Below are 27000 nucleotides of genomic sequence, written 5' to 3' on the forward strand. Positions count from 1 at the left end.
AGCAATGGCAAGTCATCAGCACTACTACGTACCGGCGCAGAGCAAGTGGCCGATCATTGCCACCATCGGCATGTTCATCACGGTGTTCGGCCTGGGCACCTGGTTCAACGACATGAAGGCTGGCCACCCGGAATCGCACGGGCCGCTGATCTTCTTCGTGGGTGCGTTGTTTCTGGCCTACATGCTGTTCGGCTGGTTTGGCGCAGTGGTCAAGGAGAGCCGGGCCGGGTTGTACAGCCCGCAACTGGACCGCTCGTTCCGCTGGGGCATGAGCTGGTTCATCTTTTCTGAAGTCATGTTCTTCCTGGCCTTCTTCGGTGCGCTGTTCTACGTGCGCGTCCTGGCAGGGCCGTGGCTGGGTGGCGACGGGGCCAAGGGTGTTGCACACATGCTGTGGCCCACGTTCGAATTCACCTGGCCGCTGCTGCACACGCCCGACCCGAAGCTGTTCCCGCCGCCCAAGGAAGTGATCGACCCGTGGCACCTGCCGCTGATCAACACCATCTTGCTGGTCAGTTCCAGTGTGACCATCACCATTGCCCACCACGCCCTGCGCCGTGATCACCGCGGGCCGCTGAAATTCTGGATGGCCCTGACCATCCTGCTGGGGCTCAGCTTCATTGCATTGCAAGCCTTCGAGTATCACGAAGCCTATACCAAGCTCGGGCTGACGTTGGGGTCGGGGATCTATGGCGCGACGTTCTTCATGCTCACCGGGTTCCACGGTGCCCACGTGACCTTGGGCACGATCATCCTGATCGTGATGTTCGTGCGCATCTTGCGCGGGCATTTCAACCCCGAGAAACACTTCGGCTTCGAGGCAGCCAGCTGGTATTGGCACTTCGTCGACGTGGTGTGGGTGGGGTTGTTCATCTTTGTGTATGTGCTGTAGGGCCAATCGCCGGCAAGCCAGCTCCCACAGGGTTACACAGGGCCTGTGGCCTATGCCGATTACTGTGGGAGCTGGCTTGCCGGCGATGAGGCCAGCAAAACGAGTGCAGTTTCAGAAGGGCGCGTGTGAAACCAGCTGACCGCTGAGCAAACCCCAGGCGACCAGGGCAATGGTCAGGGCCGCCAGGGTCACCCGCACGGTCAGAGCCTTCAGCAGACGCGTCGAGTTTTCGTCGTCCTTGACCAGAAACACCAGGCCACTGAACAGGCTGGCAATCGTGGCCAACAGCATCAGGACAATCGCGGCCTTGAGCATGGCGCTACTCCCGGGGGATGCGGTGATGTGGATAAGTATAGCGAGGCGCCCGTGAGGCCGTTTCGCCCAGGCTGGGTACCGACCTTGGTGGTGCTTGCACTGCTGCCGGGGCTGGTTGCGCTCGGCTGCTGGCAACTCGGCCGCGCCGAGGAGAAGCGCGCGCTGTTGGCCACCTATGCCGAGCGGCGCATCGAGGCGCCGATCACCACCGCCCAGCTCGCATCACGCGACGACAATGCGTTTCGCCGCGTGCACCTGTACGGCCGCTTCGACGCCGAGCACAGCGTATTGCTGGACAACCGCATGCGCGATGGCCAGGCCGGTGTCGAACTCCTGCAACCCTTCCATGACCAAGCCAGTGGCCAGTGGCTGCTGATCAACCGCGGCTGGCTGCCATGGCCAGACCGCCGTGTGCCGGTGCATTTCGATACCCCTGCACACGCCTTGGCACTGGACGCTTCGGTGTATGTATCGCCGGGCAGCACGTTCCAGCTGCATCCCGACCCTGAAGGCGGCCAATGGCCGCACCTGCTCACTGCCGTTGATGCCGCGCAGCTATGGCCGGCGCTGGGCCGTGAAGGCTTTGCCCATGAGTTGCGCCTGGAGCCCGGCCCGGCGGCCTATCGCCTGGACTGGCCGGTTGTCGCCATGGGCCCGGAAAAACACCTGGGCTACGCCGTGCAGTGGTTTGCCCTGGCGGGTGCACTGGTTCTGCTTTACCTCTATTTCGGCTGGCACCACAACAAGGAGAAACGCCATGGCCACCGCCACTCCACTGGACGTGCCTGAACGTAGCAAACCCAGAGCCCGCGGGCGTTTGCAGCTTTTGCTGATCCTGCTGGTAGTGCTCGGACCGATGATTTTGGCCACCAGCATGTACAAGCTGAAGTTCTGGGTGCCGGAGGGCCGCAGCTACCACGGCGATATGATCGGCAACGGTGAGAGCCGCACTGATATCGGCGTGTCAGGCGAGGACGAGCGTTGGCAATTGCTGGTCAGCGCCCCCGAAGCCTGTGCCGAGGACTGCCAGCGCCTGGTGTACCTCGCCCGGCAGATCCAGGTGGGCCTGGGCCGCGACACCAGCCGTGCCAGCCATGCACTGGCCACCGCCCAGCCGCTGAGCGCCGACTACCAGGCGCTGCTGGGCCGCGAGTATCCGCAGCTGCAACGCTACCCGCTGGATGCCCCGCGCTACTTGCAGAAGGTGGGCGAGCCTGGCCCGCAACTGTGGATCGTCGACCCCCACGGCAACCTGGTGCTGCGTTACGACGGCAAGGCCAACGGCAAGCATGTGCTGGATGACCTGCGCCACCTGCTCAAGCTGTCCAACATCGGCTAGGAGCCTGCCATGGCCAGACCTGGATTCCGCATTGCTGTGTTCGCCACCCTGTTGGCACTGCTGGTCGTCCTGCTGGGTGCCTACACCCGCCTGACCCACGCCGGCCTCGGCTGCCCCGACTGGCCGGGTTGCTATGGCTTCATCAGCGTGCCCAAGAGCGAGGCCCAGCTTGCCCATGCCGAGCTGCACTTCCCCGATCACCCGGTGGAAGAGGCCAAGGGCTGGGCGGAAATGGTCCATCGCTATTTCGCCGGTACCTTGGCCATGGTGATTGCCCTGCTCGCCTTCCAGGCGCTGCGTCGGCATGCCCGCGATGGCCAGCCTTACCGCCTGCCGGTGCTGTTGCTGGGTGTGGTGCTGGCCCAGGCGGCTTTCGGCATGTGGACGGTCACCCTGAAGCTGTGGCCGCAGGTGGTCACGGCGCATTTGCTGGGCGGCTTCACCACCCTGAGCTTGCTATTCCTGTTGTCACTGCGTCTATCCCGGGCCTTTGCGCCCTTGCCGAAACTGCCACTGAGCCTGCGGCGGATCGCTGCGCTGGCGCTGTTGGTGGTGGTCGGCCAGATCGCCCTGGGCGGCTGGGTCAGTGCCAACTATGCAGCGGTCGCCTGCATTGACCTGCCGACCTGTCACGGCCAGTGGTGGCCAGCGGCGGACTTCAGCAATGGCTTCCACCTGACCCAGCACGTCGGCCCCAATTACCTGGGCGGGCAACTGGACAGTGATGCCCGCACGGCCATCCACATCAGCCACCGCCTGGGCGCGCTACTGGTCACCTGCGTGCTGCTGATGCTCAGTTGGAAGCTGTACCGCTGTGGCCTCCCCGGTCTGGCGCGGCTGGTGCTGCTGGCGCTGGCCCTGCAAGTGGGCCTGGGCATCAGCAACGTGGTATTCCACCTGCCGCTGGCGGTAGCGGTTGCGCACAATGCCGGCGGGGCGCTGTTGCTGTTGAGCATGGTGCTGGTGAACTACCGCATTCGAGTGGTCGACAAGGTTCGCGTGGGTGTCGGCCAAGGTTGGCGCCTGCGTCCGGTGGCCGGCGTGGGCATTTCCCATCACATGAGGAACGACTCGTGGCGACGCTTCTGAGCGCACGACGGGCCAACTGGCGCGATTACCTGGAGCTGACCAAGCCCAAGGTGGTGGTACTGATGCTGATCACTTCGCTGGCCGGCATGTTCCTGGCCACACGGGCGGGGGTCGGCTGGAGCGTGCTGCTGTTCGGCAACCTGGGCATCGGCCTGTGCGCTGGCGCTGCGGCGGTGGTGAACCATGTGGTGGACCGGCGCATCGATGCGCTGATGGCCCGCACCCACAAGCGGCCGCTGGCCCAAGGCCGGGTCGAGCCGCTACCGGCCTTGCTGTTTGCACTGGCGTTGGCGCTGCTGGGCATGGCCCTGCTGCTGGCGTTCACCAACGCCCTCACCGCCTGGCTGACCCTGGCTTCGCTGCTGGGTTATGCGGTGCTCTACACCGGCTTTCTCAAGCGTGCCACGCCACAGAACATCGTCATCGGCGGCCTGGCCGGCGCCGCCCCGCCGTTGCTCGGCTGGGTGGCGGTAAGCGGCCATGTCAGCGCCGAACCTTTGCTGCTGGTGCTGATCATTTTCGCCTGGACCCCGCCGCACTTCTGGGCGCTGGCCATCCACCGCAAGGAAGAGTACGCCAAGGCCGATATCCCGATGCTGCCGGTGACCCATGGCGAGCGCTACACCAAGCTGCATATTTTGCTGTACACCCTGATTCTGCTGGCGGTGAGCCTGCTGCCCTATGCCATCCACATGAGCGGCCCACTGTACCTGGCTTGTGCCCTGGCCTTGGGGCTGCGCTTCCTGCAATGGGCCTGGGTGTTGTACCGTGGCAGCCGGCCGCACGCGGCGATCGGCACCTTCAAGTACTCTATCGGCTACCTGTTCGCGCTGTTCATCGCGTTGCTCCTCGACCACTACCTGTTGCTGAACCTATGACCCGAACCCAGAAAACCGTCTTCATCCTCGTCGCCCTGGTCGCGTTGATCCTGGGCCTTACCGTCAACAAGGTGCTCAATGGCCGCGACCAGCCCAACCCCGCCGAGCTGATCGACGCCGGCATTATCCTGCTGCCGCAGAGCCGCACCGTGGCTGACGTGACCATGACCAACCAGGACGGGCAGCCGGTACAGCTGGATGACCTGAAAGGCAAATGGTCGCTGTTGTTCTTCGGCTACACCTACTGCCCGGACATCTGCCCGACCACCCTGGCCCAGTTGCGCCAGGTGAAGAGCGAGCTGCCCAAGGAAGCCGTCGACCGGCTGCAGGTGGTGTTGGTGAGTGTGGACCCGAACCGCGATACGCCGAACCAGCTGAAGCAGTACCTGGGCTATTTCGACAAGGACTTTGTCGGGGTGGCGGGGTCGATCGAAGATACCCAGAAGCTGGCCAATACCTTGAGCATTCCGTTCATTCCGGCGGATACGAGCAAACCGGGGTATACCGTGGATCACAGCGGCAACCTGGCGGTAGTCGGGCCTGATGGGCGTCAGCGCGGGTTCATTCGTGCGCCGTTCAACAACCAGAAGCTGGTGGCGCAGTTGCCCGGGCTTGTGAAGCGGGATTGAGATTTCGGGCCTGCTTTGCAGGCCTTTCGCGGCACAAGGCCGCTCCTACAGGGGTACGCGATCCCCTGTAGGAGCGGCCTTGTGCCGCGAAAGGGCCGCAAAGCGGCCCCAGGGGTTTCAGCTTAAAATGCCGGAACCACAGCGCCTTTGTACTTCTCGATGATGAACTGCTTCACCTCTGGCGAGTGCAGTGCAGCCGCCAGTTTCTTCATGTCTTCCGAATCCTTGTTGTCCGGGCGGGCAACCAGGATGTTCACGTAAGGCGAGTCGCTGCCTTCGATGGCCAGCGCGTCTTTTTCCGGGTTCAGCTTGGCTTCCAGCGCGTAGTTGGTGTTGATCAGGGCAGCATCGACCTGGGTCAGCACGCGCGGGATGGTGGCGGCTTCCAGCTCACGGAACTTCACGTTTTTCGGGTTCTCGGCAACATCCTTCACGGTGGACAGGATGTTCTTGTTGTCCTTGAGCTTGATCACGCCTGCCTTGTCCAGCAGCAGCAGGGCGCGGCCGCCGTTGGTGGCGTCGTTGGGGATGACCACGGTGGCGCCGGAGGACAGCTCGTCCAGCTTCTTGATCTTGGTGGAATACACGCCCAGCGGCTCGATGTGCACGCCGGCCACGCTGACCAAGTTGGTGCCCTTGGCCTTGTTGAACTCATCCAGGTACGGCTGGTGCTGGAAGAAGTTGGCGTCCAGGCGCTTTTCGGCAACCTGTACGTTCGGCTGGATATAGTCGGTGAATTCCTTGACCTTCAGCTCCACGCCTTCTTTGGCCAACTGCGGTTTGACGAAGTTGAGGATTTCGGCGTGCGGCACCGGGGTGGCGGCAACGGTCAGGGTATCGGCGTGGGCCGAGAAGGCCGCAACAGCGGCAGCGACAGCAAGCAGCTTCTTCATTGATCACTCCTTGTGAGGGCCGCGACGGCCCCCGAACGGGTCGGCCAGGCCGACCCCATTGGGGTTACTTACGGGAAAAATGCACGACCAGTTTGTCGCCCACGCTCTGCAGTACTTGAACCAGTACCAGCAGCAGTACCACGGTCACTACCATCACATCGGTCTGGAAGCGCTGGTAACCGAAGCGGATAGCCAGGTCGCCCAGACCACCGGCGCCCACCACACCGGCCATGGCGGTGTACGAAACCAGGGTGATGGCGGTTACGGTAATGGCCGCGAAGATACCCGGACGGGCCTCTGGCAGCAGCGCACTGGTGATGATCTGGCGGGTGGTGGCGCCCATCGACTGGGTAGCCTCGATGATGCCGCGGTCCACTTCACGCAGGGCGGTTTCCACCAGGCGGGCGAAGAACGGCGTGGCACCCACCACCAGCGGCGGGATGGCGCCGGCAACGCCCAGCGAGGTGCCGGTGATCAGTACGGTGAACGGGATCATCACGATCAGCAGGATGATGAACGGCAGCGAACGCAGGATGTTGACCACCAGCGACAGCAACGCGTACACGCCCTTCTGCTCGAACATCTGCTTTGGCCCGCAGAGGAACAGCAGCACACCCAGTGGCAGGCCCAGCAGCACGGTGAAGAACAGCGAGCCGAACAGCATGATCATGGTGTCGATGGTGGCCAGCCAGATTTCGGCCCAGTCGACGTTGGCAAAGAAATTCAGGGCGTCCATCAACGCAGTACCTCCATATGTACGTCAGCTGCCTTGAAGCGGGCGAAGGCCGCTTCCATGTCACCGCCGATCAGGGCGAGGGTGAGCTGGCCATAGGGGACATCCTTGATGCGGTCGATACGCCCGGCGAGGATGCTGTAGTCCACACCGGTTTCGCGGGCCACGGTGCCCAGCAGCGGCGCGTACGTGGCGTCGCCCTGGAAGGTCAGGCGCACGATGCGGCCAGGTACGTGGGCAAAGTCGTCGCGCTGCTCGCCTTCGTCGACCTGCTCGTCTTCCTGGACAAAGCGCTTGGTGGTGGGGTGCTGTGGGTGCAGGAACACATCGGCCACCGAGCCTTGTTCGACGATCTGGCCGGCGTCCATCACCGCCACACAGTCGCAGACACGGCGGATCACGTCCATTTCATGGGTGATCAGCACGATGGTCAGCTTCAGCTCACGGTTGATTTCGGCCAGCAGTTGCAGGACCGAGGCCGTGGTTTGCGGGTCGAGGGCACTGGTGGCCTCGTCGCACAGCAGGATCTTCGGGTTGGTGGACAGGGCGCGGGCGATGCCGACGCGCTGCTTTTGGCCGCCGGACAACTGCGCCGGGTACTTTTTGGCGTGGTCTTGCAGGCCGACACGGGCCAGTAGCTCGGTGACGCGCTTGTCGATTTCGCTGCGCGACAGCTCGCCGGCCAGGGTCAGTGGCAGGGCCACGTTGTCGGCGACGGTCTTGGAGGCCAGCAGGTTGAAGTGCTGGAAAATCATCCCGACCTGCTGACGGAAGCCGCGGAGCTGGCTGGCGTTGAACGCGGTGACGTCTTCGCCGTCGACGATGATCTTGCCGCCGGAGGGTTCTTCCAGGCGGTTGATCAGGCGCAGCATGGTGCTTTTGCCGGCGCCGGAATGGCCGATCAGGCCGAACACCTGGCCATCTTCGATGGTCAGGCTGGTCGGATTCAGTGCGGGGATTTCCCTACCGGCAACGCGGTAGGTCTTATGTACCTGTTGGAACTCGATCACGTAGCGAACCTTGTGGGGCGCATTGAAATTTGGGTCAGCGGTTAGCTGGGGTCGCGCATTTTAGCCTTTTCCCATAGCTGTTCTTAGCATTTATTTCGTAATGCACCAATCCTTCGGGCATATCGCGACAACCGGTAATCCTGATTGAACGCTCGGCAACGCCCTCCAGTCACTACTTGGACAAGCCCTGAACGGGCAAGCCTTAAGACTGATGAGGAGAGCCGATCATGCCCAGCAAGAAAACGGACGCGCCCAAGCAGGGTGAAGCCGCCGGCACCCAGACCCCTGACCGGGCCAATACCAATGCCAAGCTGCAGAGCCTGGAGGCCGACCGCAGCGATGCGACCGGGCATGCGCTGCGCACAAATCAAGGCGTACGCATCGCTGACAACCAGAACACCTTGAAGGCAGGTGATCGCGGGCCTTCGCTGCTTGAAGACTTCATCATGCGCGAGAAGATCACCCACTTTGACCATGAGCGGATCCCCGAGCGCATCGTGCACGCCCGCGGTACCGGGGCCCACGGGTTCTTCCAGAGCTATGGCAACCACGCGGAGCTGACCAAGGCCGGCTTCCTGCAGGACCCGGAAAAGATCACCCCGGTTTTCGTGCGCTTTTCCACGGTGCAGGGCCCACGCGGTTCTGGCGACACGGTGCGCGATGTGCGGGGCTTTGCCGTCAAGTTTTACACCGACGAAGGCAATTTCGACCTGGTCGGCAACAACATGCCAGTGTTTTTCATCCAGGATGCCATCAAGTTTCCCGATTTTGTCCACGCGGTAAAGCCAGAGCCACACAACGAGATACCTACCGGCGGCTCGGCGCATGACACCTTCTGGGATTTTGTCTCGCTGGTGCCGGAGTCGGCCCACATGGTCATGTGGGCCATGTCTGATCGCGCCATCCCGCGCAGCCTGCGAATGATGGAGGGCTTTGGCGTGCACACCTTCCGCCTGATCAATGCCGAAGGTGTGGCCAGCTTCGTCAAGTTTCACTGGAAGCCGAGCCAGGGCGTGCATTCGCTGCTGTGGGACGAAGCCCAGAAACTGGCGGGCAAGGACACCGACTTCCAGCGCCGTGACCTGTGGGAAGCCATTGAAACCGGCGACTACCCGGAATGGGAACTGGGCGTGCAGATTGTGCCGGAGGCTGACGAACACAAATTCGACTTCGACCTGCTGGACCCGACCAAGATCATTCCCGAAGAACTGGTACCCGTCACCCCGCTGGGCAAGATGGTGCTGAACCGCAACCCGGACAACTTCTTCGCCGAGGTCGAGCAGGTTGCCTTCTGCCCTGGCCATATCGTGCCGGGTATCGACTTCACCAATGACCCCCTCCTGCAGGGCCGGCTGTTCTCCTATACCGACACGCAACTGAGCCGGCTGGGCGGGCCGAACTTCCACCAGATCCCGATCAACCGCCCTGTGGCCCCCAACCACAACAACCAGCGCGACGCTTTGCACCAGCACACCGTGCACAGGGGCCGTGCCTCGTATGAGCCGAACTCCATCGACGGCGGCTGGCCGAAGGAAACGCCACCCGCAGCACAGGATGGCGGCTTCGAGAGCTTCCAGGAGCGCATCGATGCGCACAAGATTCGCCAGCGCAGCGATTCGTTCGGCGACCATTTCTCGCAAGCGCGGTTGTTCTTCCAGAGCATGAGCCCGACAGAGCAACAGCACATCATCAAGGCCTACAGCTTCGAGCTGGGCAAGGTCGAGCGCGAGGCCATTCGTGCCCGTGAGGTGAACGAAATCCTGGCCAACATCGATCTGAAGCTGGCGGCTGCGGTAGCCGCCAACCTGGGGTTGCCGGCACCCAAGGCGGGCACCGTTCAGGTGAAAGGCAGCAAGCTTGCCGAGTCCCCGGCATTGAGCCAGATGAACCACCCAGGGGTTGTGGGCATCAAGGGGCGCAAGATAGCTGTGCTGCTGGCCGATGGCGTGGATGCCGGCAGTGTCGACCGGTTGGTCAAGGCGCTTGAGGCCCACAGCGCGCGCATCATGCTGCTTGGGCCCACCTCGGCACCGGTCAAGGCTGCCGGCGGCAAGGCACTGCCCGTGGATGCCTCGATGGAGGGCATGCCTTCGATCATGTTCGACGGGGTGCTGGTACCGGCCGGGAAGGCCGCGCTGGATGCGCTGGGGGCGAGTGGCCTGGCCAAGCACTTCCTGCTCGAAGCCTACAAGCACCTGAAGGCGATCGGCTTTGCCAAGGAGGGCAAGGTGCTGGTGGACGCGCTGGGCCTGAAGGAGGACAAGGGGCTGTTGCTGGGCGATGATCAGAAGACGCTGGACGCTTTCGTCAAAGCGGTCGAGGGGCACCGGGTGTGGGAGCGTGAAGCTGCTGCAGAGGCTGTACCAGCCTAAGGAGCTGCTTCGCACCCCATCGCGTCACAAGGCCGCTCCTACCGGAGATTGCATGCCCTGGTAGGAGCGGCCTTGTGTCGCGAAAGGGGCGCGCAGCGCCGCCAGTGTTTTCAGCGCTGATGCGGTACCAGAACCACCTGCGCCGGCAGCGAGCGTTGAATTTCATGCTTCTGCTTGAGCTGGAACCCACTGTCGATCTTGCGCACGCGCTTCTCCAGCAAGGTCTTCAGCCACGGCGCATCGTCTGTGCGCGGCACCTGGAACACCACTTCGCAGTCATAGCTCACCACATCGGCGGCAATGTCATCGAGCTGGCGGCGCATGGCGCGGCTGTCAGTGGTCTTCAAGGCAACCACCGTGCTTGGCGCAGTCGGGTCGATGATGCGTGCCGTGGGCTTGGCTTCGGCGGCTTTCAAGGCAGCCTCTGCCTTCTCCAGCTCGGCCTTGCGTGCCTGGGACAGGGGATCGCCACCGGTCACTGCCGGGGCTTGCGGCATCAGTGCCCGGGCACGGGCCAGGGCGGTAGCGGCCGCATTCACATCACCCTTTTGCAGGACGATCTGGCTGCGTTGCAGGTAGGCTTCGGCCAACTGACGCTGGTATTGCTCCAGGCGCGCGTCGTCAGGCGACTGCGCTTGCAGGGCTGCCAGTTGGTCTTCGGCGGTGGCCAGCTCGTTGCTGGCGATGTTTTGTTGCAACTGCTGCCAGGCATCGGCTTGGGCAGGTGCGGGGGCCTGTTCGACCGGCGCGCTGGAACAGGCAGCCAGGAGCAGGGAAAACGCGGCAACAAGCAGATAACGGGAGGCGAACGGCTTCATTCCTGCGACTCTCTATTTGCGCAAAAAGCGAGCAAGTCTACACCCAGGTGCGCACGCTCGAAAACAGGTCTTACAGACCCTTTACCCGGCAAAAGGTTGCAAGGCGTGCCTTCACACGCCCTGCTGTTCAGCGTTTTGGCAGGGCCAGGCTCAGCAAGAATAGCACCGCCGCGCAAACCACGATCGACGGGCCGGCGGGGGTATCCTTGAACCACGACATGGCCAGGCCACAGCAGACCGCGGTGACGCCCAGCAGGCTGGCGCCCACGGCCATCTGCTCGGGGGAGCGGGCGTGACGCTGCGCCGCAGCCGCGGGGATGATCAGCAGCGAGGTGATCAGCAGCACACCGACGATCTTCATGGCCACCGCAATCACCACCGCAATCAGCAGCATCAGTGCCAGGCGCAGGCCGGCAACGGGCAGGCCTTCGACCGTGGCCAGTTCTTCGTGCACGGTGACTGCCAGCAGCGGCCGCCACAGCGCGGCAAGCAGCACCAGCACCAGCGCACTGCCGCCGAGGATCCAGGCCAGGTCGGTGGTGCTGATGGCCAGCAGGTCACCGAACAGGTAGGCCATCAGGTCGATGCGCACATCGTGCATGAAGCTCAGTACCACCAGGCCCAGCGACAGCGTGCTGGGGGCGAGAATGCCGAGCAGGGTATCGGAGGCCAGCGGTTGGCGTTGCTGCAAGGTCACCAGCAAAATCGCCAGTAGCAGGCAGCCGATGGTCACTGCCAGTGCCGGGCTGACGTCCAGGGCAAAGCCCATGGCCACACCGAGCAAAGCGGCATGGGACAGGGTGTCGCCAAAATAGGCCATGCGCCGCCATACCACGAAGGAACCCAGCGGGCCGGCAACCAGCGCCAGGGACAAGCCGGCAAGCAAGGCGTAGAGAAGAAAATCAGCCATGCTTGCAGTGCTCTCCGTGAACATGGGTGCCAGGGGCGACCACCGAGCCGTGCAGGTCGTGGCTGTGGTCGTGGTGGTGGTGGTAAATGGCCAGGCTAGGTGCGGTCTGGCCGAACAGTTCGACGAACGCCGGGTCGCCGCTGACTTGCTCGGGGTGGCCCGAGCAGCACACGTGACGGTTCAGGCACACCACCTGGTCGGTGGCGCTCATCACCAAGTGCAGGTCGTGGGACACCATCAGCACGCCGCAGCCATGGCGGTCGCGCAGGCGGGTGATGAGGTTGTACAGCTCGGTCTGGCCGACCACGTCCACACCCTGCACCGGCTCGTCGAGCACCAGCAACTGGGGTTCGCGCAGCAGGGCGCGGGCCAGCAGCACGCGTTGCATCTCGCCGCCGGAAATGGTCTGGATCGGGCTGTCGATGACCTGTTCGGCGCCCACTTCCTGCAGCGCCGACAAGGCTGCGGCGCGGTCTACGCCGGGCACCAGGCGCAGGAAGCGCAGCACCGACAGCGGCAGCGTGGCATCGACCTGAATCTTTTGCGGCATGTAGCCAATGCGCAGCTTCGGCTTGCGCCATACTTTGCCACGGTGCGGCTTGAGCAACCCGAGTACGGCGCGCACCAAGGTGGTCTTGCCCGCCCCGTTGGGGCCGATCAGGGTGACGATCTGGCCGGGTGCGACCGACAGGTCGATGCTGTCGAGCACCGCCTCGCCGCCAAAGGTGACGCCGACCTGCTCCAGGCGGATCAGGGCATCGCTCATGCCGCGCTCCGGCAGCTGCCGCACAGGCCGACCACTTCCACGGTCTGGGTCTCGACAGTGAAGCCCACGTCTTTGGCGCTGTTGATGATGGCGTCGCTGATACTGCTCTGCTCCAGCTCGATGGCCACATGGCAGGCCCGGCAAATCAGGAACTGGCCTTGGTGCACGTGTTCGGGGTGGCTGCAGCCGATGAAGGCGTTGAGCGAGGCGATGCGGTGCACCAGGCCGTTTTCCAGCAGGAAGTCCAGCGCGCGGTATACCGTGGGCGGCGCGGCGCGGCGGCCGTCCTGCTCGCTGAGCACGGCGAGGATGTCGTAGGCGCCCAGCGGCTTGTGGCTTTGCCACACCAGCTCCAGCACACGGCGGCGCAGCGCGGTCAGGCGCAGGCCCTGGCGGGTGCACAAGGCGTCGGCTTCAGCCAGTGCGCTGTGTACGCAATGGGAATGATCGTGAGGACGGTTGGCCAGCGGCGTGATGGACATGGGCAGCGACGGTTCTGGATGGAGACGTTATTATGTTACCTGTTTCTGACGACTCGAGTATCCACCGTGTCCCGATTCCTAGCTCTGTTTGTCGCTTTCATCGCATTTTCTGCCCAGGCCGATGTGCGTGTGCTCACCAGTATCAAGCCCCTGCAGCAGATTGCCGCTGCCGTGCAGGATGGCGTTGGCAGCCCTGACGTGTTGCTGCCGCCAGGCGCTTCGCCGCACCACTATGCCTTGCGCCCGTCCGATGTGCGCCGCGTAGGTGATGCCGACCTGCTGTACTGGATCGGCCCGGACATGGAGAGCTTCCTGCCGCGGGTGCTGGGCAGCCGTAGCAAGCCTACGGTGGCCGTGCAGTCGCTGACGGGCATGAAGCTGCGCCATTTTGGCGAGGACAGCCATTCCCATGAGGAAGAAGACCACGACGACCATGACCACGATCACCGTCCAGGCAGCCTGGATGCACATTTGTGGTTATCGTCGGTCAACGCGCGAGTAATCGCGGCCAAAATGGCGGCTGACCTGGCACAGGTCGACCCTGCCAACGCAGCTCGCTACCAGAGCAACCTGAAGGCCTTCGATGAGCGGCTGGATGCACTGGATGGGCGTATCAAGGCGCGGGTGGAGGGTATTGCCGACAGGCCGTACTTCGTGTTTCACGAAGCGTTCGATTACTTCGAGGCTGAATATGGCTTGAAGCACACCGGCGTGTTCAGCGTGGCGTCCGAGGTGCAGCCTGGGGCGCAACATGTGGCAGCCATGCGCAAGCGCCTGCAGGAAGTGGGCAAGACGTGCGTGTTCAGCGAACCGCCACTGCGACCGCGCCTGGCCGAGACCCTGACTGCCGGGCTGCCGGTGCGCCTGGCCGAGCTGGATGCACTGGGTGGCACCGACCCGGTGGATGGCAAAGGGTATGAGCGCTTGCTTGAGAAGCTGGGTGGTGATCTGGCTGGTTGCCTGGAACAGCTGTAAGCCTGTACCGGCCTTTTCGCGGGCATGCCCGCTCCCACAGGAACAACGATAACTTTCAGGGTTGTGTTATCCCTGTGGGAGCGGGCATGCCCGCTCCCACAGGAACAACGATAACTTTCAGGGTTGTGTTATCCCTGTGGGAGCGGGCGTGCCCGCGAAGAAGCAGACGGGGTCTAAAGGGCGAACGGCAGGTGCAAGGCCACTTGCTGGCGCTGGGCCAGGCGCACTTCGAACTCGCTCGGGTCGTGGATCATCACATCCATCCCGGCAAACGATTCGGCTGCGATCAGGCGCGACAGCCAGAAGCGCACGCAACCTACCCGCAACATTTCCGGCCACAGCCCGGCTTCGGCCGCCGTGAACGGCCTCAGCGCCGCATAGGCCGCCAGCAATGCCTGGGCACGCGGTACATCCACCGCGCCCTTCTCATCCAGGCACCAGTCGTTCACGGTGATGGCGATGTCATACAGCATCGGCCCGGAGCAGGCGTTGTAGAAGTCGATCACGCCGGTCAGGTGGGTGCCTTCGAACATCACGTTGTCGCGGAACAGGTCGGCATGCAGGTTGGCCCGTGGCAACGCAAGGATCTGCGCCTTGTGCGCGGTGATTTCATCCAGCGCCGGCTGCAGCAATGCGGCCTGTTCGGCAGTCAGGCGCGGCAACAGCTCGGCACCCGAGGCCAGCATCCAGTCCAGGCCACGGTCGGTGCGGCGCTCGATGATGTGCTCGCGGGTGGCCAGGTGAATGTGTGCCAGCAGCTCGCCGACCTGGGCGCAGTGTTGGTTGTTCGGCGCCTTGATGTGCTTGCCCGACAGCCGTGGCTGCAGCAGTGCCGGCTTGCCGCACAACTCGCGCAGGCCATTGCCGTCGCGGTCACGAATGGCATAGGGCACCGGCATGTCGGCGTCGTGCAGGGTGTCGAGCAGTTCGATGAAGAACGGCATGTCCTCGCTGGGCCCGCGCTCGATCAGCGTCAGGACGAACTCCCCCTGTTCGAGGCTGACGAAGAAATTGCTGTTCTCGGTGCCGGCGGCAATGCCCTGGAAGTCGAGCAGACGGCCCAGCTCGTACGGCGCCAGAAAGGTTTCCAGCTCAGGCCGGGTCACGGGGGTGAAGACTGACATGATGAAAATTTGCCCATACGGGCACTTCCGCCGGGAAGTGCCGGGTTGATGTGAACGGTGCGCGTCAGATTACCACTCGAAGATCTTCCAGGACGGAATCAGCATGTCCGGCTGGTCGGATCGAATGAAATTGGCATCAGTGCCATCAGCGCGTACCAGAAAATAAGGCTTGCCGTTTTTCGGCGTGATCTTGATCGCATACAGGAAGCCGTTCTGCCGGTACTCCTGGATGGTTTTGTCGCCTTCCGTGCGAATGGTCACCTCGGGATCGGCCGAGGGGGCGTCGTCCGCCGCCAGGGTGACGACTGGCGTGGTTGCCAACAGGCCGAGCAGTAACAGGCGATTGAGTGTACGCATGATAACCTAGTCCCTTTGTCGTCAATGATTCTGGCTATTCTAGCGCCGGACCCGTCGAAAAGGTTGATTCTGCTCATGAGCCAAGCCCCCCTCGTCCTGGTGGACGGTTCCTCCTACCTGTACCGCGCCTTCCACGCGCTGCCGCCGCTGACCACGTCCAAGGGCATGCCGACCGGTGCGGTGAAGGGTGTGCTGAACATGCTCAAGAGCCTGCGCAAGCAGTACCCGGACAGCCTGTTCGCGGTGGTGTTCGACGCCAAGGGCGGCACATTCCGTGATGCCATGTTCGCAGAGTACAAGGCCAACCGCCCAAGCATGCCTGACGACCTGCGGGTGCAGGTCGAGCCGCTGCACGCCAGCGTGAGGGCACTTGGCTACCCGCTGTTGTGCGTTGAGGGTGTCGAAGCCGACGACGTGATCGGCACCCTGGCGCGCAGCAGCGCCGCCCAGGGCCGCCCGGTGATCATCTCGACCGGCGACAAGGACATGGCCCAGCTGGTGGACGGGCACATTACCCTGGTCAACACCATGACCGGTAGCGTGCTGGACGTGGCTGGCGTGCACGAGAAATTTGGCGTCGGCCCGGAACATATCATCGACTTCCTGGCCCTGATGGGTGACAAGGTCGACAACATCCCAGGCGTACCCGGCGTTGGCGAAAAAACCGCGGTGGGCCTGCTGACCGGTATCGGCGGTGGCCTCAGCGACCTTTACGCCAACCTGGACAAGGTGCCGGCGCTGGCCATTCGCGGCGCCAAGACCTTGCCGGCCAAGCTGGAGGAGCACCGCGATGCGGCGTTCCTTTCCTACGAACTGGCCACCATCAAGGTCGATGTGCCGCTGGATGTCGAGGTCGAGGCACTGGTGTGTGGCGAGCCCGACCGCGATGCGCTGTTGGCGCTGTACACCGAGATGGAGTTCAAGAGCTGGGTTGCCGAGGTGCAGCGCGACGCGGCAAGGGCTGGTACTGAGGTTGCGCCGGTCGCAGAGCCGACGGCCAAGGTCGAGCCGCAGTACGAAACCGTTCTGGACCAGGCCCGTTTCGACGCATGGCTGGAAAAGCTGCGCCAGGCGCCGCTGTTTGCCTTTGATACCGAAACAACCGGCCTGGATGCCCAGAAGGCGCAGCTGGTTGGCCTGTCTTTCGCTGTCGCGCCCCATGAGGCGGCTTATGTGCCCTTGGCGCACGACTATGAAGGTGCGCCGGCCCAGTTGGACCGCGAGGCTGTATTGCTGGCGCTGAAACCGCTGCTGGAAGACCCGGCCAAGGCCAAGGTCGGGCAGAACGCCAAGTACGACATCAATATCCTCGCCAACGGTTCGCCCGCCATCGAAATGCGCGGCGTGGCCTACGACACCATGCTCGAGTCGTATGTGCTGAATTCCACCGCTACCCGTCACGACATGGACAGCCTGGCGCAAAAGTACCTCGACCACACCACCATTGCCTTCGAGGACATCGCCGGCAAAGGCGCCAAGCAGCTCACCTTCAACCAGATCCACCTGGACAAGGCCGGCCCTTACGCTGCCGAAGACGCCGACATCACCCTGCGCTTGCACCAGGCGCTACAGACGCGCCTGGCGCAGACGCCGGGCGTGCTGCCGGTGCTGATGGACATCGAAATGCCGCTGGTGCCGGTGCTGGCCAAGATCGAGCGTCAAGGTGCGCTGGTCGATGCCGCACTGCTTCACGTACAGAGCGGTGAGCTGGGCGTGAAGATGGCCGAGCTGGAGCTGCGGGCCTACGAGCTGGCCGGTGAAGAATTCAACCTCGGCTCGCCCAAGCAGCTGGGTTCGATCCTTTACGACAAGCTGGGCATGCCGGTGCTGAGCAAGACCGCCAAGGGCCAGCCATCCACCGCCGAAGCCGTACTCGATGAACTGGCCTTGCTCGGCTACCCACTGCCTGAGGTACTGATGCAGTACCGCAGCCTGAGCAAGCTCAAGAGCACCTACACCGACAAGCTGCCGGGCCAGATCAACCCGCGCACCGGGCGAATCCACACCTCCTATCAGCAGGCAGTGGCAGCGACCGGCCGGTTGTCGTCGAGCGACCCGAACCTGCAGAACATCCCGATCCGTACCGCCGAGGGCCGGCGTATCCGCCAGGCGTTCATTGCCAGCCCGGGCTACAAACTGCTGGCGGCGGACTACTCGCAGATCGAGCTGCGCATCATGGCCCACCTGGCCAAGGACGAAGGCCTGCTGCACGCCTTCCGCAACGACCTCGACGTGCACCGGGCAACGGCGGCGGAAGTGTTCGGTGTTGCCCTGGAAGACGTCACCACCGACCAGCGTCGCAAGGCCAAAGCCATCAACTTCGGCCTGATCTACGGGATGAGCGCCTTTGGCCTGGCCAAGCAGATCGGCGTCGACCGCAAGCAGTCGCAGGACTACATCGACCGTTACTTCGCCCGCTACCCGGGCGTGCTGGCCTACATGGAGCGCACCCGTGCGCAGGCCGCCGAGCAAGGCTTTGTCGAAACCCTGTTCGGCCGCCGCCTGTACCTGCCAGACATCAACGCCAAGAACCCGGCCCTGCGCAAAGGCGCCGAGCGTACGGCGATCAACGCGCCGATGCAGGGCACCGCAGCCGACATCATCAAGCGGGCCATGGTCAATGTGGATAACTGGCTGAGCGAGAGCGGGCTGGATGCCCGGGTGATCCTGCAGGTTCACGACGAACTGGTGCTGGAGGTGCGTGAAGACCTGGTTCAGCAGGTGAAAGATGAAATTCGCCAGCACATGAGCCAGGCCGCACAACTGGATGTGCCGCTGCTGGTGGAGGCAGGAATTGGCGCAAATTGGGACGAAGCTCACTGATTGAGCGGGGAAAGCTGTGTAGGATCTGCGACGTAGTGACGCGGATCCTGGCACTGCTCAGTGCAGTTGGTGCTGAAGTTTCATGAAACTATCGCAAATAGTTTTCAGGGCTTCGGAACTAAACCGGTGAAGCGGAACTCAGAGTAACTGAATGGCTGGTGAAGCCCTTCGATGCTCCTATGTTGTGTTAAGTGTTGGCAGATATCTGGACCCCGCCCTAGCGGTCCGGACTTGGACCCCGAACTTCCCCCTCCCCATACGAAGTCCGGGGTTTTTTTTGCCCGCAATTTGACAGGCAGCCGCTGCTGCTCCCTATTGTAGGAGCAGCCTAGTGCTGCGAAAGGGCCGGTATGGACAACAGATTTCTACAGCCTGTCATGGCCTCTTCGCAGCACAAGGCTGCTCCTACAGGTCTGCGCAGGCCCTCAGGCCACAGGCTTGTCTTCCAGCTCCATCCAGCCCGCCAGCACGCGGTAGGCGTCTTCCACGCCCAGGCGCTTGGGCGCCGAGAACAGCTGGATGGTCACGCCATCACCCCAGCCCTTGCGGATTTCCGACTGCACTTTCAGCAAGGTGTTCTTGCCCGCGCCATGGGTGAGCTTGTCGGCCTTGGTCAGCAGGATGTGCATGGGCATGCGGCTGGCCTTGGCCCAGTCGAGCATCATCTTGTCAAAGTCGGTCATCGGGTGGCGCACGTCCATCATCAGGATCACGCCGCGTAGGCACTCACGGCTGCCCAGGTAGGCTTCCAGGTGTTTCTGCCAGTGCTGCTTGAGCGGGATCGGCACTTTCGCATAACCGTAGCCCGGCAGGTCGACCAAACGCCGTTCATCGTCCAGACTGAAGAAATTCAACAGCTGGGTGCGCCCCGGGGTTTTCGAGGTACGCGCCAGGCTGGCATGGGTCAGGGTGTTGAGGGCGCTGGATTTGCCGGCGTTGGAGCGGCCGGCAAAAGCCACCTCGTAACCCTGGTCTTCCGGACATTGTTCGACCTTGGCAGCGCTGAGGGCGAATGTGGCTTTCTGGCAGAGGCCGAGGATGGGGTTCTTGACTTGCATGGGATATCCGATGTGGGTGTTGCCTGACTCTGAAGGCCCGAGCCTGGCAAGCGGTGTCGTTTCCGTTTGGATGGCGGAAGTATATAATGCCCCAGTTTTTGTGTGCTCATTCTCCCAGCGAAGGGGAACGGGCATGGGGTGTCGAACAATAGCTCGCGCATCAGAACGCAGCGCGGCCCCCAACCCTGAAGGTCGTTCCGCATGGCGAAATGGCTGCTTGCTGTCGGTATGTTCCTGCCGGTTTTCAGCGCACAGGCTACACAGGATCCCGAGGTGTTGTACAACCGCACGTGTGCGGCCTGTCACACCGGGCAGTTGCCACAGGCGCCCAGACAGGGTGACCGGGCAGCATGGGAGCCAAGGCTGGCGCAAGGCATGGATGTACTGGTGAAGCACGTGACCCAGGGTTTCAAGGCTATGCCGCCGCGTGGATTGTGCATGGACTGCAGTGCCGAGGACTACCGTTTGGTCATCCTTTGGATGAGCGGCAGTCCCGATACATAACATTTCACCCTTAGCCGTGTTGGATTAGCTGATGAACAAACTAGTCGTGAGTCTGCTGTTGACCCTGGGTGTCGCAGGTGCGGCCACTGCTGCGCAAACTGTCAAGGGCGATGCCGCCGCCGGTCAGGCCAAGACGGCCGTGTGTGGCGCCTGCCACAACCCCGACGGCAATAGCCTGGCACCAAACTTCCCGAAACTGGCCGGCCAGGGCCAGCGTTACCTCGAAAAACAACTGCACGATATCAAGTCGGGCAAGCGTACCGTGCTGGAGATGACCGGCATGCTGACCGCGTTCAGCGACCAGGACCTGGCCGATATCGCCGCCTACTTCTCCAGCCAGAAAGGCAGCGTGGGTGCCGCCGATCCAAAGCTGGTCGAACGTGGCCGTTCGCTGTTCAATGGCGGCGACCTGGAAAAAGGCATGCCTGCCTGCACCGGTTGCCACTCCCCCAACGGCGCAGGTATTGCTTTGGCCGGCTTCCCGCACCTGAGCGGCCAGCACTCGCAGTACGTGACCAAGCAGCTCACGGACTTCCGCGAAGGCAACCGCACCAACGATGGTGATGCCATGACCATGCGCACCATCGCCGGCAAGCTGAGCAACCACGACATCGAGGCGTTGGCCAGCTACATCCAGGGCCTGCATTAACCTTCAGTTAATGTTGTAGGCCAATGATGAAAGGGCGGCCGGGCCGCCCTTTTTTCAGTCCGCAGCCGTTACACTACAGAACTCGATCCCTTCCCGGCCTGTCTCAGTGCAGGTAGGGTCGTGGCGACCTATGACTGCTCAGGAGTAAAGCATGCGTAAACTGATTCTCAGCGCCGCGCTGGTCGCTGCCAGCGTATTTGGTATGACTGCCGTCCAGGCCGCCGAGCCTGTTGCTGGCAAGGAATACCTCGAGCTGAGCAACCCTGTTCCAGTTTCCGTGCCTGGCAAGATCGAAGTGGTCGAGCTGTTCTGGTACGGCTGCCCACACTGTTACCACTTCGAGCCGACCATCAACCCGTGGGCTGAAAAGCTGCCGGCTGACGTCAACTTCAAACGTGTTCCTGCCATGTTCGGTGGCCCATGGGACGCACACGGCCAGATGTTCCTGACCCTCGAAGCCATGGGCGTCGAGCACAAGGTGCATGCTGCCGTCTTCGACGCCATCCAGAACCAGAAAAAGCGCCTGACCGACCCGCAGGACATGGCCGACTTCCTCGCCACCCAGGGTGTGGACAAGGACAAGTTCCTGGCTACCTTCAATTCGTTCGCCATCAAGGGCCAGGTCAACCAGGCCAAGGAACTGGCGAAGAAGTACGAAATCACCGGCGTACCGAGCTTGGTCGTCAACGGCAAGTACCGCTTCGACCTGGGTACCGCTGGCGGGCCGGAAGGCGTACTGAACGTCGCCGACCAGCTGATCGCCAAGGAGCGCGCCGCCAAGTAGGCGGCGTAACCCATGCCCCGCTTCAGAACCACGCGTGGCATTGGCCTGCACCAGCCGCAGGTCAACGAGCATCACCTGCAGGCCTCCGGCTTGCCCGAGGATGGTCGCCTGCGGCTGCTCAGTTTCAACATTCAGGTCGGCATCAGCACCGAGCGCTACCGGCATTACCTGACCCGCAGCTGGCAGCACTTGCTGCCGCACAACGGGCGTGCCGGCAACCTGCAGAAAATCGGTGATTTGCTGGGCGACTTCGACCTGGTGGCCTTGCAGGAAGCCGACGGTGGCAGCCTGCGCTCAGGTTATGTAAACCAGGTCGAGCACCTGGCTCATCTGGGGGCCTTCCCCTACTGGTACCAGCAACTCAACCGCAACCTCGGGCGTTTCGCCCAGCACAGCAATGGCGTGCTCAGCCGCCTGAAGCCGCAAGCGCTCGAAGACCACCCGTTGCCCGGCCCGGCCGGCCGTGGGGCGATCCTGGTGCGTTTTGGCGAAGGCGAAGATGCGCTGATCGTGGTGATGATGCACCTGGCGCTTGGCGCCAAGACCCGTGCCCTGCAACTGGGCTACATCCGCGAGCTGATTGGCGGTTACCGTCATCAGGTGCTGATGGGCGACATGAACACCCATGCCACCGACCTGCTGGAGCACTCGCCGCTGCGCGACCTGGGCCTGATCGCCCCGCAAGTCGAGGCGACTTTCCCCAGCTGGCGCCCCCAGCGTTGCCTGGACCATATCCTGCTCAGCCCAAGCCTCACGCTTGAGCGTGTCGAGGTGTTGGCGCGGCCAATTTCCGACCACCTTCCCGTCGCTGTCGAGATTCGATTGCCTGATGCATTGACTGTGGATACGCTGCCGGTCTTGAGCTAATTGCCATCACCGTTTGCGGACCCGGGCATGACTGAAGACGCTGAGCGCTGGAAAGAAAAATACCTTAAAAGCATCGAGCAGCAAGAAAAGCTCGAGCGCCGTTGGGACGCCCGTCTCGACCTGCTGCGTCGCGGTCTGGTGCGCAGCACCCTGGCTGCCGAAGGCAGTGACAAGGTGGTGGACGCGTGCATGAAGGAAATGCGCGAGGTTATCCGCAGTGACAACATGGACGCCGGCCTCGCCGGGTTGATTCCGCGCCTTGAGAAAGCGGTGCTGGACTCCGAACAGCGCCGGGAAACCCGCATGAACCAGGTCAGCGATGCGCTGACCGTGCTGGTCGGCCAGCTGCAAGGCTTGCCGCTGCCCAGCGATATCTCGCGGCCATTGAAAAAGCTCGCAAAAAAACTCGATGGTGGCGTTGCCCAGTCCCGCGACCTGCCGCCGCTGCTGGGCGAGCTGAGCGGCTTGCAGGGCCTTGCACTGTCGGCCCTCGGCAAACCGGGGGACGAAACCCGACCCGGCTTTTTGCAACGCCTGTTCGGTAGCCGCGAGGATGAGCCACAAGGCGAGCCCGCGCCCGCGCCGGCAGCGGTGCCTGCTGCTGATGCGCCCCCGGCTGCACAGCACAGTATCTATGCCCCCCAGCCAGACGATGTGGATGCGCTGCAACCGCTTTCAGCCTCTAGCGCCGAAGCGACCGTAACGCCCGAACCTGAGCTTGAGGTATCCGGCCCGGCGTTGATCGAAACAATTGACGCCCCGGCTGCCCAGCCACTGCCACAGGAAGAAGCGCCCGAGCCGGAAGCGGCCGTCAGCGAACCCTTGGCAGAAGTACAACCGGCACAACCACTTGAAGAAACCTTTGGCGAAGACGGCCCCTATGCCCTGCCCTACGCCGTAGAGCCGCCCTACAGCCAGGTTGCTGCGCACATCGAGAAGACCCTGATCGGCCTGCTCGATGACCTGAGCCTGCCCGAGCGGCACAAGGCCCAGGCGCTGGACATGCGCGAGCGCGTTGCCCGGGGCCTGAACTGGTACGAGCTGATCCCGGTGCTGGATGACCTCGCCGTGCTCATGCTGGCGATCACCGACAGTGGCCAGCACGAGTTCGAAACCTACCTGCAGCAACTCAATGAGCGCCTCGAAGGCTTCCAGAGCCACCTGCACGAGGCCAGCGCCGGCCATGCCGACAACAGCTCCGCCGCTCGCGAGCTGGACACCCAGTTGCGCGAGCATGTCGATGGGTTGCAAAGCAGTGTGCAGGGCGCTGCCGACGTCGATAGCCTCAAGCACATCCTGGAAAACCGCCTGGAAGGCCTGCTGGTCACCATGGACGAGCACAAGCACGAGCGGGACCGCCGCGAGCAAGAGCTGGCGGGGCGCCTGCAAGGGCTGTCGGAACGGGTGGCGAACATGGAGCACGAAGCGCTCGGTTACCGCGAGCACCTGGAAGAGCAACGCCAGAAAGCCCTGCTCGACCCCCTGACCGGTCTGCCCAACCGCGCGGCCTGGAGCGAGCGGGTCGAGCGCGAAATAATCGAATGGCAGGAGAATGGTGGCCATCTGGCCATGGCGATCCTCGACCTGGATCATTTCAAGCGCATCAACGACAGTTATGGGCATCTGGCCGGGGACAAGGTGTTGAAGATTGTCGCCGACCAGCTGCGCAAGCGCCTGCGGGGCCGTGACTTCATCGCCCGCTTCGGTGGCGAGGAATTCGTCCTGCTGCTGCCACAGACATCACCGGCCGCCGCTGCTCAAATGGCGGAAACAATGCGGGCCACGGTGGAAGCCTGCCCGTTCCACTTCAAGGGCGAGCGGGTGGTGATTACCACCTCCATCGGCCTGGGTGCGTTCCGCTCCGGCGAGCGCGGCGACCAGGTGCTCAAGCGCGCTGATGCGGCGCTGTACCGGGCCAAGGAGCAGGGGCGCAACCGCGTCGAGCAGAACTAGCCTGCAAACACAGACCCACGGCAAGCGCGGCCATGGGGAGCACGTTATACTGTAGCGCTCATTCGCTGAGGCCACTGACGTGCTTTCCACGCTGAAAAAAACGCTGATTTCCTTTTTGCTGTTATCTGTCGCCGGTTGCTCGACGGGCCTGCGCATCGACCGCAGCCATCCCTCGGCCAACCAGGACAACCGCATCCAGTTCGTTGTCCTGCATTACACCAATGCTTCGCTGGAGCGCTCGCTCGCGTTGCTCACCCATGGTGAGGTCAGCAGCCATTACCTGATCGGCGACGGGCCTGCGACGGTGTATCAACTGGTGGATGAAAACCGCCGTGCCTGGCATGCCGGCGACAGCCAGTGGCAGGGGCGCACCTGGCTGAACTCCTCGTCCATTGGCATCGAGATCGTCAACCCTGGGTTCACCGACACACCCAATGGCCGGGTCTGGCACCCTTACAGCGAAGCGCAGGTCCAGTCGCTGATTGCGCTGCTCAAGGACATCGTAAAGCGCAACAACATCGAACCGCGGCACATCATTGGTCACAGTGATATCGCTCCATCACGCAAGCTGGACCCGGGGCCGCTGTTCCCGTGGAAGCGCCTGGCCGATGCCGGGCTGGGTATCTGGCCAGATGCCAACGCCGTGGCACGGCAGCAGGCCTACTTCAGCGTCAACCCGCCGAGCATTGGCTGGTACCAACAGGAACTGGCGCGGTTTGGCTATCAAATCGAGCAGACCGGGGTGCTGGATGTTGCCACCCGCCATGTGATCACAGCGTTCCAGATGCGCTTCCGCCCGCAGCGCTTCGACGGCATGCCCGATGCGCAGACGGCGGCGATGCTGCAGGTGCTCAACCGCATGCGTTGAGCCCTCTAGGCGCAACCGTTTTGCACCATCCCTCAGGCTGGCGCATCACCCTGTGGGAGCGGGCGTGCCCGCGAAGCATGCGACGCGCTGCATGGCACCGGCTACGCCGGTGTTCGCGGCGGTTCGGCGCTCCGACACGCCCGCTCCCACAGTGATCGCGCAAACCTTTGGGTTTTAATAGGGCAGCCGCTCCCACAAAAAAACAGTGTGGCGTGCAGCGAAGTGCCAGACGGTGAGGGTGATTCTCGATTCAGTTGCTATACCTTAGTTATCAACTGGATGCCTTTGATGTCAGCCATCATCACCTTGCTGCGCCAAATTTTTTACCGTCCCTGGATGCTGGCCACGTTGGCAGCGCTGGCCAGCGCGGCCCTGTTGCTCTCTGCCAGCATCGGTATTGCCCTGCAACAGATGAAGCAAAGCGAGAGCGAACAGATGAACGCTCAGGGAGAGCGTTTTCTCGACCGCCTCGAACAAGTGTTTGGCCAGCTGCGTGAAGGGGTAGACTTGTTGCAGGCACAGCCCTTGCGTGGCTGCAGCCCAGCGATGCTGGCGGCGTTGCAGCAGGTGGGGCTGAGTTCGCGGTTCATTTATGAAGCGGCTTACGTGGATGGTGATATCGCCTGCTCCAACCGTGGTGATGAGCGGGCGTTCGAACCTTTGCGGGCACCGGATATCCAGGGGCCGACCTACAGCTACTGGTTGAACACCACCACCGAACCGAACGAGAACCTGGCTGCGCTCATGCTAGGCCGGGGCCAGTTCGTGGTCTCCACCTCGCGCGGGCACCTGACCGATGTGGTCGATCTGCCTCCGGGCGGCAGCCTGGTGGTGGTGCTGGATAACGGTGCCCGCGCCATCCCCGTGCTGGGGCCGCCACAAGTGTGGCCGCCGCCCTCGGCCTGGTCGACAAGCCACAAGTCGCTACTTGAACTCAGCGACCGCCTGATTTACCGCATGCCGACCAAGTCGCCGGATTACCAACTGGTGCTGATTGCCCCGCGGGCCAGCCTGCCATTGAGGATGAACGGCATGCTCTGGCTGCTGTTCCCCGGCAGTGTGTTGGCGGCTTGTTGCATTGGTTGGCTGGTGCTGCAATTGATCCTGCAGCGGCGGTCGATGAGCTCGGAGTTGCAGCATGCTTTGCGCCGCGGGGAGCTGCAGGTGCTGTACCAGCCAATCTTCGAACTCGACAGCCGACGCTGCGTGGGTGCCGAAGCGCTGGTGCGCTGGCGGCGCCCGGACGGTACCCTGACCAGCCCGGACTTGTTCATCCCGCTGGCGGAAAACACCGGGCAGATTCGCCAGATCACCGACTTTGTCCTGCAGCGCGTGCTCGAACAGCTGGGCCAGTTGCTGCGCTCGCACCCCAAACTGTACATATCGGTGAACCTGGCCGCCTGCGATGTGATGGTGCCGCGTATCGGCCGGGTGGCGGCCCGCCTGCTGGCCTTGCATCGGGTGGCGCCCAGCCAGATTGCCTTCGAGGTCACCGAGCGAGGCCTGGTGGATGTGGTGGTGGCCCGTGACAACCTGCAATCGCTGCGCGCTTCGGGGCATCAGGTGCTCATCGACGACTTTGGTACAGGCTATTGCAGCCTGGCCTACCTGCAGACCCTCCCGGTGGACTGCCTGAAGATCGACAAGGCGTTCATCGACGCGCTGGGCCACGATGCCGCCAGCAGTGGCGTTGCTCCGCATATCATCCGCATGGCCCATGACCTTCACCTGCGGGTGATAGCAGAGGGCATAGAGTGTGAGGACCAGGCGGTGCTGCTGAACAGTGAAGGGGTCAATTACGGCCAGGGCTGGCTGTTTGCCCGGCCGCTGAACGCCAGGCAGTTTGCCGAGCTGGTAACCCGCGGGCAGCTACCACGACGCGCAGAGCACTGAGTAATCCTGCCCGGCGGTG

At 63.0% G+C, this 27000-nt stretch carries 26 protein-coding genes and 1 pseudogene; 16 read left to right on the forward strand and 11 right to left on the reverse strand.

From position 1 onward, the window contains the following. Nucleotides 1-4 precede the first annotated feature (4 nt). Nucleotides 5-892 carry a cytochrome c oxidase subunit 3 gene (locus tag PP4_RS00480; protein ID WP_016497404.1) on the forward strand — a complete coding sequence of 296 codons (888 nt, stop codon included), beginning with the start codon at nucleotides 5-7 and terminating at the stop codon, nucleotides 890-892. Nucleotides 893-1003: 111 nt separating this feature from the next. Here the strand turns inward: PP4_RS00480 and PP4_RS00485 are convergent, their stop codons facing one another. Then, nucleotides 1004-1207, reverse strand: coding sequence for a twin transmembrane helix small protein (locus tag PP4_RS00485; protein WP_016484259.1), 204 nt, complete (start codon nucleotides 1205-1207; stop codon nucleotides 1004-1006). A gap of 51 nt (nucleotides 1208-1258) precedes the next feature. On the opposite strand from PP4_RS00485, the gene PP4_RS00490 reads away from it, so the two are divergent. From PP4_RS00490 to PP4_RS00510, 5 genes are read left to right on the forward strand one after another with little or no spacing between them, the layout of a single operon-like run. After that, nucleotides 1259-1996: an SURF1 family protein gene (locus PP4_RS00490; RefSeq protein WP_041167474.1), complete on the forward strand. Its 738-nt coding sequence runs from the start codon at nucleotides 1259-1261 to the stop codon at nucleotides 1994-1996. Next, the gene (locus PP4_RS00495; protein WP_016497406.1) at nucleotides 1965-2546 is read left to right on the forward strand and encodes a hypothetical protein; all 582 of its coding nucleotides are present in this window, start codon (nucleotides 1965-1967) and stop codon (nucleotides 2544-2546) included. The genes PP4_RS00490 and PP4_RS00495 overlap by 32 nt, the downstream gene beginning before the upstream one ends. Before the next feature lie 9 nt (nucleotides 2547-2555). Then, nucleotides 2556-3635 (forward strand): COX15/CtaA family protein, encoded by a 1080-nt coding sequence (locus PP4_RS00500; protein WP_016497407.1) that lies wholly within the window; start codon nucleotides 2556-2558, stop codon nucleotides 3633-3635. Continuing rightward, a complete protein-coding gene (gene cyoE / locus PP4_RS00505) occupies nucleotides 3620-4513 on the forward strand; it encodes a heme o synthase (RefSeq protein ID WP_016497408.1) in 894 nt (297 codons plus the stop codon). The genes PP4_RS00500 and cyoE overlap by 16 nt, the downstream gene beginning before the upstream one ends. Beyond that, the gene (locus tag PP4_RS00510) at nucleotides 4510-5142 is read left to right on the forward strand and encodes an SCO family protein (protein ID WP_016497409.1); all 633 of its coding nucleotides are present in this window, start codon (nucleotides 4510-4512) and stop codon (nucleotides 5140-5142) included. The genes cyoE and PP4_RS00510 overlap by 4 nt, the downstream gene beginning before the upstream one ends. A gap of 122 nt (nucleotides 5143-5264) precedes the next feature. On the opposite strand, the gene PP4_RS00515 is transcribed toward PP4_RS00510, so the two are convergent. The 3 genes from PP4_RS00515 to PP4_RS00525 all read right to left on the reverse strand — a co-directional run bounded on the left by PP4_RS00515 (nucleotide 5265) and on the right by PP4_RS00525 (nucleotide 7778). Next, nucleotides 5265-6035 carry a MetQ/NlpA family ABC transporter substrate-binding protein gene (locus tag PP4_RS00515; RefSeq protein ID WP_016497410.1) on the reverse strand — a complete coding sequence of 257 codons (771 nt, stop codon included), beginning with the start codon at nucleotides 6033-6035 and terminating at the stop codon, nucleotides 5265-5267. A gap of 64 nt (nucleotides 6036-6099) precedes the next feature. Next, nucleotides 6100-6771 carry a methionine ABC transporter permease gene (locus PP4_RS00520; RefSeq protein ID WP_012269918.1) on the reverse strand — a complete coding sequence of 224 codons (672 nt, stop codon included), beginning with the start codon at nucleotides 6769-6771 and terminating at the stop codon, nucleotides 6100-6102. Continuing rightward, on the reverse strand, nucleotides 6771-7778 hold the full coding sequence (locus PP4_RS00525; RefSeq protein ID WP_016497411.1) for a methionine ABC transporter ATP-binding protein: 1008 nt from the start codon (nucleotides 7776-7778) through the stop codon (nucleotides 6771-6773). The genes PP4_RS00520 and PP4_RS00525 overlap by 1 nt, the downstream gene beginning before the upstream one ends. A 227-nt stretch (nucleotides 7779-8005) precedes the next feature. On the opposite strand from PP4_RS00525, the gene katE reads away from it, so the two are divergent. After that, nucleotides 8006-10150 carry a catalase HPII gene (gene katE / locus PP4_RS00530; RefSeq protein WP_016497412.1) on the forward strand — a complete coding sequence of 715 codons (2145 nt, stop codon included), beginning with the start codon at nucleotides 8006-8008 and terminating at the stop codon, nucleotides 10148-10150. A gap of 110 nt (nucleotides 10151-10260) precedes the next feature. Here the strand turns inward: katE and PP4_RS00535 are convergent, their stop codons facing one another. The 4 genes from PP4_RS00535 to zur all read right to left on the reverse strand — a co-directional run bounded on the left by PP4_RS00535 (nucleotide 10261) and on the right by zur (nucleotide 13126). After that, complete coding sequence (locus PP4_RS00535; protein WP_016497413.1) at nucleotides 10261-10968, reverse strand: PA5502 family lipoprotein; 708 nt, start codon at nucleotides 10966-10968, stop codon at nucleotides 10261-10263. A 127-nt stretch (nucleotides 10969-11095) separates the two neighbouring features. Continuing rightward, the gene (znuB, locus tag PP4_RS00540) at nucleotides 11096-11878 is read right to left on the reverse strand and encodes a zinc ABC transporter permease subunit ZnuB (RefSeq protein WP_016497414.1); all 783 of its coding nucleotides are present in this window, start codon (nucleotides 11876-11878) and stop codon (nucleotides 11096-11098) included. Further along, nucleotides 11871-12644: a zinc ABC transporter ATP-binding protein ZnuC gene (znuC, locus tag PP4_RS00545; RefSeq protein ID WP_012269923.1), complete on the reverse strand. Its 774-nt coding sequence runs from the start codon at nucleotides 12642-12644 to the stop codon at nucleotides 11871-11873. The genes znuB and znuC overlap by 8 nt, the downstream gene beginning before the upstream one ends. Further along, nucleotides 12641-13126, reverse strand: a complete 486-nt coding sequence (gene zur, locus PP4_RS00550) for a zinc uptake transcriptional repressor Zur (protein WP_016497415.1) — start codon at nucleotides 13124-13126, stop codon at nucleotides 12641-12643. The genes znuC and zur overlap by 4 nt, the downstream gene beginning before the upstream one ends. Nucleotides 13127-13144: 18 nt before the next feature. Here zur and PP4_RS00555 point away from each other — a divergent pair, with 18 nt between their 5' ends. Continuing rightward, nucleotides 13145-14101 carry a zinc ABC transporter substrate-binding protein gene (locus tag PP4_RS00555; RefSeq protein ID WP_016497416.1) on the forward strand — a complete coding sequence of 319 codons (957 nt, stop codon included), beginning with the start codon at nucleotides 13145-13147 and terminating at the stop codon, nucleotides 14099-14101. A gap of 173 nt (nucleotides 14102-14274) precedes the next feature. Here the strand turns inward: PP4_RS00555 and PP4_RS00560 are convergent, their stop codons facing one another. Together PP4_RS00560 and PP4_RS00565 are read right to left on the reverse strand one after the other, a co-directional pair. Further along, nucleotides 14275-15225 (reverse strand): homoserine kinase, encoded by a 951-nt coding sequence (locus PP4_RS00560; protein WP_016497417.1) that lies wholly within the window; start codon nucleotides 15223-15225, stop codon nucleotides 14275-14277. A 69-nt stretch (nucleotides 15226-15294) separates the two neighbouring features. Continuing rightward, nucleotides 15295-15582, reverse strand: coding sequence for a DUF2782 domain-containing protein (locus tag PP4_RS00565; RefSeq protein WP_003252997.1), 288 nt, complete (start codon nucleotides 15580-15582; stop codon nucleotides 15295-15297). 75 nt (nucleotides 15583-15657) lie between these two features. Here PP4_RS00565 and polA point away from each other — a divergent pair, with 75 nt between their 5' ends. After that, nucleotides 15658-18405, forward strand: coding sequence for a DNA polymerase I (polA, locus tag PP4_RS00570; RefSeq protein ID WP_016497418.1), 2748 nt, complete (start codon nucleotides 15658-15660; stop codon nucleotides 18403-18405). Nucleotides 18406-18830: 425 nt separating this feature from the next. On the opposite strand, the gene yihA is transcribed toward polA, so the two are convergent. Further along, nucleotides 18831-19463 (reverse strand): ribosome biogenesis GTP-binding protein YihA/YsxC, encoded by a 633-nt coding sequence (gene yihA, locus PP4_RS00575; RefSeq protein WP_016497419.1) that lies wholly within the window; start codon nucleotides 19461-19463, stop codon nucleotides 18831-18833. A 201-nt stretch (nucleotides 19464-19664) separates the two neighbouring features. On the opposite strand from yihA, the gene PP4_RS00580 reads away from it, so the two are divergent. The 7 genes and pseudogenes from PP4_RS00580 (at nucleotide 19665) to PP4_RS00610 (ending at nucleotide 26981) form a co-directional block, all read left to right on the forward strand. Continuing rightward, the gene (locus PP4_RS00580; protein ID WP_016484276.1) at nucleotides 19665-19967 is read left to right on the forward strand and encodes a c-type cytochrome; all 303 of its coding nucleotides are present in this window, start codon (nucleotides 19665-19667) and stop codon (nucleotides 19965-19967) included. Nucleotides 19968-19998: 31 nt separating this feature from the next. Then, nucleotides 19999-20616, forward strand: coding sequence for a c-type cytochrome (locus tag PP4_RS00585; protein ID WP_016497420.1), 618 nt, complete (start codon nucleotides 19999-20001; stop codon nucleotides 20614-20616). A gap of 151 nt (nucleotides 20617-20767) precedes the next feature. Continuing rightward, nucleotides 20768-21400, forward strand: a complete 633-nt coding sequence (dsbA, locus tag PP4_RS00590; RefSeq protein ID WP_016497421.1) for a thiol:disulfide interchange protein DsbA — start codon at nucleotides 20768-20770, stop codon at nucleotides 21398-21400. A 34-nt stretch (nucleotides 21401-21434) separates the two neighbouring features. Next, nucleotides 21435-22267: pseudogene (locus tag PP4_RS00595) on the forward strand (endonuclease/exonuclease/phosphatase family protein). A 27-nt stretch (nucleotides 22268-22294) separates the two neighbouring features. Next, entirely contained in the window at nucleotides 22295-24220 is a 1926-nt protein-coding gene (locus PP4_RS00600; RefSeq protein ID WP_016497423.1) for a GGDEF domain-containing protein, read from the forward strand. 79 nt (nucleotides 24221-24299) lie between these two features. Continuing rightward, nucleotides 24300-25088, forward strand: a complete 789-nt coding sequence (locus PP4_RS00605; protein WP_016497424.1) for an N-acetylmuramoyl-L-alanine amidase — start codon at nucleotides 24300-24302, stop codon at nucleotides 25086-25088. Nucleotides 25089-25376: 288 nt separating this feature from the next. After that, nucleotides 25377-26981 (forward strand): EAL domain-containing protein, encoded by a 1605-nt coding sequence (locus PP4_RS00610; protein WP_016497425.1) that lies wholly within the window; start codon nucleotides 25377-25379, stop codon nucleotides 26979-26981. Nucleotides 26982-27000: the final 19 nt, after the last annotated feature.

Origin of the sequence: Pseudomonas putida NBRC 14164, from assembly GCF_000412675.1 — a bacterium.
In the GTDB taxonomy this organism is placed as follows: domain Bacteria; phylum Pseudomonadota; class Gammaproteobacteria; order Pseudomonadales; family Pseudomonadaceae; genus Aquipseudomonas; species Aquipseudomonas putida.